Origin of the sequence: Rugamonas sp., from assembly GCF_025354735.1 — a bacterium.
In the GTDB taxonomy this organism is placed as follows: Bacteria; Pseudomonadota; Gammaproteobacteria; order Burkholderiales; family Burkholderiaceae_D; genus Rugamonas.
In genome coordinates, this window is sequence record NZ_JANXMI010000207.1 from 1 (window position 1) to 6,809 (window position 6,809).

A 6,809-nucleotide genomic window follows, 5' to 3' on the forward strand; every position below is an offset into this window, starting at 1 on the left:
CTGGAAATCCTGGTAAACGGCGCGCGCCTTGGCCTCGTCACCCTTGAAGCGCACCAGGGAGAAATCCGTCTCGACCATGCCCGGTTCGATGCTCGTCACCCGCACCTTCTTCCCCAGCAAATCCGCCCTCATGCCGAGCGAGAGCTGGTGGACAAAGGCCTTGGTGCCCGCGTATACATTACCACCCGGATACGGATAGGTTCCGGCCACCGAGCCCAGGTTGATGACGGTGCCGCTGCCGCGCGCCACCATGCCCGGCAGGATGGCGCGGGTCATGGCGACCAGGCCGCTGCAATTGGTGGCGATCATGGTGTCCCAGTCGTCGAGCGACGATTCATGGGCCGGCGTGGTGCCGAGCGCCAGGCCGGCGTTATTGATGAGTACATCTATCCGCTGCCACGCGGGCGGCAGGCCGTCCAGCGCGGCCTGGATCGAGGCGCGGTCGGTGACGTCGAGCACGACCACGCGGGCCGCCTCGCCCAGTTCGGCGGCCAGCGCCTGCAGCCGTTCTTCGCGGCGCGCGCTGATGAGCACCGTGTGGCCGTTGGCGACGAAGGTGCGGGCCATGGCGGCGCCGAAGCCGGCGCTGGCGCCCGTGATGAAGACGTTCATGAGCTATCCCGTGACGAAGTTGAAGGAAATTGGATAAAAGTGGAGCGACCGGTGCGGCGTTATCGAGCAAAATTGTAGCCGAAATGGCAGACTTGCCCCCGCCGCCATCTAAAATTGGCGTTGACGTTATGTATATGTCAATACCCGCCTTGCTCTAATCTGGCACATAACTTACAATTTGGCTTCCATTACGTCTCACGTAACTGGCGAAAAGCGGCATATCCTCCCTTTGTTGGTGCAACGCACCCTGCGGAGCGACCTGCGGCGAAAGGTGGGCATCCACCGGGGAACGTGAGATTTCAATCGCCGTTCGCCTGGGCAGCCCGCGATGGAAAGCACGACGAGGCTGTCTATCCGCTATCGGCCTACCTCATCGATCCACCTGCCAGCAACACGCTTACTCATCACACGATTGGAGTTTTTTCATGTTCGCAAAAGATCACACCCTCGCCCATGTCGACCCGGAATTGTTCGGCGCCATCCAGAAAGAAAACACGCGCCAGCACGACCACATCGAACTGATCGCGTCGGAAAACTACACCTCGCCCGCCGTGATGGAAGCGCAGGGCTCGCAGCTGACCAATAAATACGCCGAAGGCTATCCCGGCAAGCGCTACTACGGTGGCTGCGAATTCGTCGACGTCGTCGAGCAGCTGGCCATCGACCGCGTGAAAAAACTGTTCGGCGCCGAGGCCGCCAACGTGCAGCCGAACTCCGGCTCGCAGGCCAACCAGGGCGTGTTCTTCGCCGTGCTCAAGCCGGGCGACACCATCATGGGCATGTCGCTGGCCGAAGGCGGCCACCTGACCCACGGCATGCCGCTGAACATGTCCGGCAAGTGGTTCAACGTGGTGTCCTACGGCCTGACGGCCGAAGAAGACATCGACTACGCCGCCATGGAAGCGCTGGCCAAGGAACACAAGCCTAAGCTGATTATCGCCGGCGCGTCCGCGTTCTCGAAAAAGATCGACTTCGAGCGCTTCGCTGCCGTCGCCAAGGCCGTCGGCGCCTACTTCATGGTCGACATGGCCCACTACGCCGGCCTGATCGCCGCCGGCCTGTACCCGAACCCGGTGCCGCACGCCGACTTCGTCACCTCGACCACGCACAAGTCGCTGCGCGGCCCGCGCGGCGGCATCATCCTGATGAAGGCCGAGCACGAGAAAATCATCAACTCGGCCATCTTCCCCGGCATCCAGGGCGGCCCGCTCATGCATGTGATCGCCGGCAAGGCCGTCGCCTTCCAGGAAGCGCTGCAACCGGAGTTCAAGCTCTACCAGCAGCAAGTGGTCAAGAACGCCGACGTGCTGGCCCGCACGCTGATCGAGCGCGGCTTGCGCATCGTTTCCGGCGGCACCGAGTCGCACGTGTTCCTGGTCGACCTGCGCGCCAAGAACCTGACCGGCAAGGAAGCCGAAGCCATCCTCGGTTCGGCCCACATCACGACCAACAAGAACGGCATTCCGAACGATCCGCAAAAACCGTTCGTCACCTCCGGCATCCGCCTCGGCTCGCCGGCCATGACGACGCGCGGCTTCAAGGAAACCGAAGCGCAGCAGGTCGGCCACCTGATCGCCGACGTGCTCGACAATCCGCACGACGCCGCCACCATCGAACGCGTCAAGGCGGCCGTCAAGGTGCTGGCCGATGCCTTCCCGGTCTATGCCTGACAGCCTGGCGCAGTAAGTAGCAAGGGGCGCCGGCCAGCCGGCCGGCGCTTCGATTCCAAGGAAATCGTCATCACATGAAATGTCCATTCTGCCAGCATGAAGACACGCAGGTGCTCGATACGCGCGTATCGGAGGAGGGGGCTATCCGCCGCCGCCGGCGTTGCGCGAAATGTGATAAACGATTTACCACGTATGAGCGCATCGAGCTGGTGATGCCCTTCGTCGTCAAGAAGAACGGCAGCCGCACCGAATACGCCGCCGCCAAATTGCGCGCCAGCCTGATGCTGGCGTTGCGCAAGCGCCCGGTCGCCGCCGCCGCCGTCGACACCGCCATCACCGCCATCGAAGAAAACCTGCTCACCAGCGGCCAGCGCGAAGTCGACACCGGCTACATCGGCGAGCTCGTCATGCAGCAATTGCAGCGCCTCGACAAGATCGCCTACATCCGTTTCGCCTCGGTCTACAAGAACTTCGAAGACCTCGCCGAATTCCAGGAGGCGATCGCCGAAGTGGGCCAGGAACGCAAGCCCCGCAAGGCCTAGTTTCATTTCCCCTTAAAAAATCCGGCTCGGGTTTTTCTGATTTTTCGTCCAAATTTTCCCGCCGTCAGCGCCCATGCGCGCCGGTTTGCGCCAGCGCAGACGAGGCGTCCGCGCCGCTGCTAACTTGCTCACACATTCAGTTCAGATGTGGAGGCGGCGTATGCGGCCATGCAATCGTTACGGCTTTACCTTGATGGAAGTGCTGATCGCCGTGCTGGTGATGGCGCTTGGCGTGGTCGGTGGCAGCGCCATGCAGCTGACGGCGATGCGCACCCGTCATCAGTCGGCGCTGCTGTCGCGCTCGATGCAACTGGCGTCCAGCCTGGCCGACCAGATGCGCGCCAATCCGCAGCAGATGCGCCAGCCGGACGCCGCCAATGGCTACACCCGATTGAACTATGACGCGCTGGGCGAGCCGGACCCGGCGCCGCCGGCCGTGCTGTGCCTGGGCCCCGGCGAGCGCTGCGACAGCGCGGCCCTGGCGCTGGTCGACCTGTACCAGCTCAAGCTGCAAGTGCGCGACGGCCTGCCCGGCGGCCGCGCGCTGGTGTGCCGCGACCAGAGTCCGTGGAGCGGCGGCGCCCTGCGGTGGGCGTGCAGCGGCGGGGCCGGCGCGCCGCTGGTGGTCAAGGTCGGCTGGCACGGAAAAAATCCCGACGGCACGCCGCTCAGGGATGACAGCGGTGTTTTTCAGCCGGGCGTCGCGCTGGCCGTCGATGCCGGGCCGGGGCCTGCGCCATGAACGGCGCGCGCCGGCAGGGCGGCTTGACGCTGCTCGAAGTGATGCTGTCGCTGCTGATAGGCGCGCTGGTGGTGCTGGTCGGCGGCGCGCTGCTGGTGGCGGCCAACGCCAGCTTCCTCGGCCACGGCGCCGGCGTGCAGCTCGACGACGGCGGCCGCTATGCGCTGGCCATCATCGGCCAGGCGGTTCGCCAGGCTGCGTATGTTGAATGGGACAGCGCCGTCGCGCCGGTCGGGCGCGAGGACGACAGCAGCGCCAACATCGCCGGCCTCGATGCGCGTAGCGTCAGCCATAGCGGCGAAGGTATCGAGCTGCCGCTGCCGGCCGTGGCCAACGGCAGCGACGTGCTGGCGCTGCGCTACGCGGGCACGGGCGGCGGTGGCAACGGCGACGGCTCGATGCTCAACTGCGCCGGCTTCGGCGTCGGCGCGCCGGCCGCGCCCGACCAGCGCGGCTGGAGCATCTTTTATGTCGCCGCCGACGCCGGCGGCGAAGCGGAATTGCACTGCAAATATCGCAGCGCCGGCGGTTGGGGATCGGACGCCATCGTGCGCGGCGTCGACAGTTTCCAGGTGCTGTACGGGCTAGACACCGACATCCCGCCCGACGGCATCGCCAATCAATACGTCAACGCCAGCGCCGTCGACGCGCTCGACGCGGCCCTGGTCTTGAGCGGCGCCACGGCCGCCGAACGGGCGCGCGATAAAAACCGCAAGACCTACTGGAAGCGCGTCGCCAGCGTCCGGCTGGCCTTGCTGCTGCATGGCGAAACCGGCTCACGCCCCGACGGCGAACTGAGGCGGTTCGACCTGTTCGGCGCCGCGTATGCGAACGCGGCCGGCGGCGACTTCGGCGTGCGCATCGTCGAAGCCAATTTGCCCTTGCCCTTGCAGCGCCGGGCGCGCCAACTGTTCGGCGCGACGGTCGCGCTGCGCAACCGGGAGCCGTAGATGACGACCCTGTTCGCCCTGTATCGCGCGGAACGCGGCGTGGTCTTGATAACCGCGCTGCTGATGCTGATCGCCGTGCTGCTGGTGGGCGCGTCGGCGGCGCGCATGGCCTTGCAGGGCGAGCGCGCCGCGCGGGCCGAACGCGACCGCCAGATCGCGTTCCAGGCCGCCGAAGATGGCCTGCGCGATGCTGAGCGCGATATCGGCGGCGTCGCTCCGGCGCCGGGTCGCGCGGCGATGTTCGCGGCCGGCAGCGCGCTCGGTTTCGCCGACGGCTGCGGCGTCGGTGACGACGGCGCCAACCTGGGCTTGTGCCGCCACGCGGCGCCGGCGGCGGTGCCGGTGTGGCAAGCGTTGGACCTGGCCCACGACGGCGCTCATTCGGTCGAGTATGGCCAGTACAGCGGCGCCGCCATGGAGACGGGGCAGGGATTTTTACCCTTCAAGCGGCCGCGCTACATCATCGAGCGCATGGCCTGTCATCAGGCGGGCGAGGAGGCCAGCGCGGCGCCGACGTATTGCTATCGCGTGACGGCCATCGGCTTCGGCGCGCGGCCGGCGACGCAGGTGGTGCTGCAATCGGTTTATCGAAAAGCTGAGTGAGGAGAATGTGATGACATGGACTGATTTCCGAACTACCGGATTGTGCACCGGGCACGTAGCAGCGGTAGACGCGGCCGAAGCCGTAGTCGCAGTCGCAGCCGCAGCCACAGTGATTTTGCGCCGGCTTTTGCCTTTGCCGCTGTTATCCGCGCTGCTGGTAACGCTGGCATCGACACTGTTATGGTCGGCTAGCTGCCGCGCCACTCCGCCGACGATACCCCTGTCGGCCGAGCCGCTGGCGGCGTCATGCACCGCATCTTCCAGCCAGCGCAGCGCGGCCAGCGGCACGCCGCTGTTGCTGCCGGCATCGCCCACGGCCGCGCTGTTCCAGGCCAGCTTCGACACGGCGGACGGCAGCGGCCATTTCGACCTCTACCCGTTCAGCGTCGACGGCGCACAGGCCGCCGCCGGCCTGCCGCTGTGGGACGCCGGCTCCCTCCTCAGCGGCGGCGCCGGCCAGCCGCCACGGCCCTTGCCGGCGGCGCGCCAGCTCTACACGCTCCGGTCCGACGCCAGCGGACTGACGATACCGTTCCTGTGGCCGGCGCTGACGGACGCCCAGCGCGCCTTGCTGGATATGGCGCCGTTCACGTCTCATCGTCAAGCCGACGGCCTGGGCGCGCAGCGGCTGGCCTTTCTGCGCGGCGACCGTGGCGAAGAAGGCGCGCCGTTCCGCCGCCGCACCAGCGTGCTCGGCGACTCCGTCCACGCCACGCCGGTGTATGTCGGCGCGGCGTCGGCCGTCGTCGAGGGCGACGGCTACGCGGCCTTTTACGCACGCAGCCTGCGCCGCCGCGCCGCCGTCTACCTCGGCGCCAACGACGGCATGCTGCACGCCTTCGACGCCGCCGACGGCAGCGAAATATTCGCCTACATTCCCGCGCTGCTGATGGCCGCCCTGAACCAGCTGACCAGTCCGGCCTATGTGCACCGCGCCTACGTTGACGGACCGGCCAGCGCCGCCGAGGCCAGGTTAAACGGCGCTTGGAAAACGGTGCTGGTCGCCGGCCTGGGCGGCGGCGCGCAGGGCGTGTTCGCGCTCGACGTCAGCGACCCACAACAGTTCGCCACGGGCGGCGGCGCGCTGTGGGAATTCGGCGACGCCGACGATGCCGACATCGGCAACGTCGTCGGCCTGCCGCAGATCGCCCGCTTCGACGTCGACACCGACGGCGGCGGCGCGCGCTATTTCGCCGTCGTGCCCGGCGGCCTGAACAGCTACGCCGCCGACGGCCACCGCAACGCCGCCGCCAACGGCGCCTTGTTCCTGCTGGCGCTGGACAAGGCGCGCGGCGCGCCGTGGCAACTGAATGTCAATTACTACCGCCTGCTCACGCCGCTGTCCGACGCCGCCTTGCCGAACGGCCTGGGCGCGCCGGCGCTGGTCGCCGGCGTGGACGGCGTGGTGCGCTACGCCTATGCCGGCGACCTGCAGGGCAATCTGTGGCGCTTCGATTTTTCCGGCCGGCCGCCGTGGCGCGTCGGGCCCGGTGCCGGCCCGGCGCCGCTGTTCGTCGCCCGCGACGCCGGCGGCGTCCGCCAGCCGATCACGCAGCAGCCCAGGGTGGTGTATGCGTCCGGCGGCGGCTATCCGGCAACTTCGGAATGCGCCGAATTCTATCGAGGCACACCAACCCAAAAACCGTGATCATCGATCAAAAACCGCGCGGGGCACCGCCGGTTCGATGGT

The 6,809-nt window shown here is 67.1% G+C and carries 7 protein-coding genes and 1 riboswitch; of the genes, 6 read left to right on the forward strand and 1 reads right to left on the reverse strand.

Annotated features, from left to right (window positions below; genetic code table 11):
• The coding region (locus Q0S71_RS16555) for an SDR family NAD(P)-dependent oxidoreductase (protein ID WP_295998026.1) at positions 1-612 on the reverse strand (612 nt) is incomplete at its 3' end.
• Positions 613-801: 189 nt separating this feature from the next.
• A riboswitch (ZMP/ZTP riboswitch) is annotated at positions 802-939 on the forward strand.
• 98 nt (positions 940-1,037) lie between these two features.
• Between Q0S71_RS16555 and glyA the strand changes: the two genes are divergently transcribed.
• The 6 genes from glyA to Q0S71_RS16585 all read left to right on the forward strand — a co-directional run bounded on the left by glyA (position 1,038) and on the right by Q0S71_RS16585 (position 6,767).
• Complete coding sequence (gene glyA, locus Q0S71_RS16560; RefSeq protein WP_295998029.1) at positions 1,038-2,282, forward strand: serine hydroxymethyltransferase; 1,245 nt, start codon at positions 1,038-1,040, stop codon at positions 2,280-2,282.
• Positions 2,283-2,356: 74 nt separating this feature from the next.
• The gene (gene nrdR / locus Q0S71_RS16565) at positions 2,357-2,824 is read left to right on the forward strand and encodes a transcriptional regulator NrdR (protein ID WP_295998032.1); all 468 of its coding nucleotides are present in this window, start codon (positions 2,357-2,359) and stop codon (positions 2,822-2,824) included.
• Between the two features lie 160 nt (positions 2,825-2,984).
• A complete protein-coding gene (gene pilV / locus Q0S71_RS16570) occupies positions 2,985-3,566 on the forward strand; it encodes a type IV pilus modification protein PilV (RefSeq protein WP_295998034.1) in 582 nt (193 codons plus the stop codon).
• Complete coding sequence (locus Q0S71_RS16575; protein WP_295998037.1) at positions 3,563-4,516, forward strand: PilW family protein; 954 nt, start codon at positions 3,563-3,565, stop codon at positions 4,514-4,516. The genes pilV and Q0S71_RS16575 overlap by 4 nt, the downstream gene beginning before the upstream one ends.
• The gene (locus tag Q0S71_RS16580) at positions 4,517-5,119 is read left to right on the forward strand and encodes a PilX N-terminal domain-containing pilus assembly protein (RefSeq protein WP_295998039.1); all 603 of its coding nucleotides are present in this window, start codon (positions 4,517-4,519) and stop codon (positions 5,117-5,119) included.
• A 133-nt stretch (positions 5,120-5,252) separates the two neighbouring features.
• Positions 5,253-6,767, forward strand: a complete 1,515-nt coding sequence (locus Q0S71_RS16585; protein ID WP_295998041.1) for a PilC/PilY family type IV pilus protein — start codon at positions 5,253-5,255, stop codon at positions 6,765-6,767.
• Positions 6,768-6,809 lie beyond the last annotated feature (42 nt).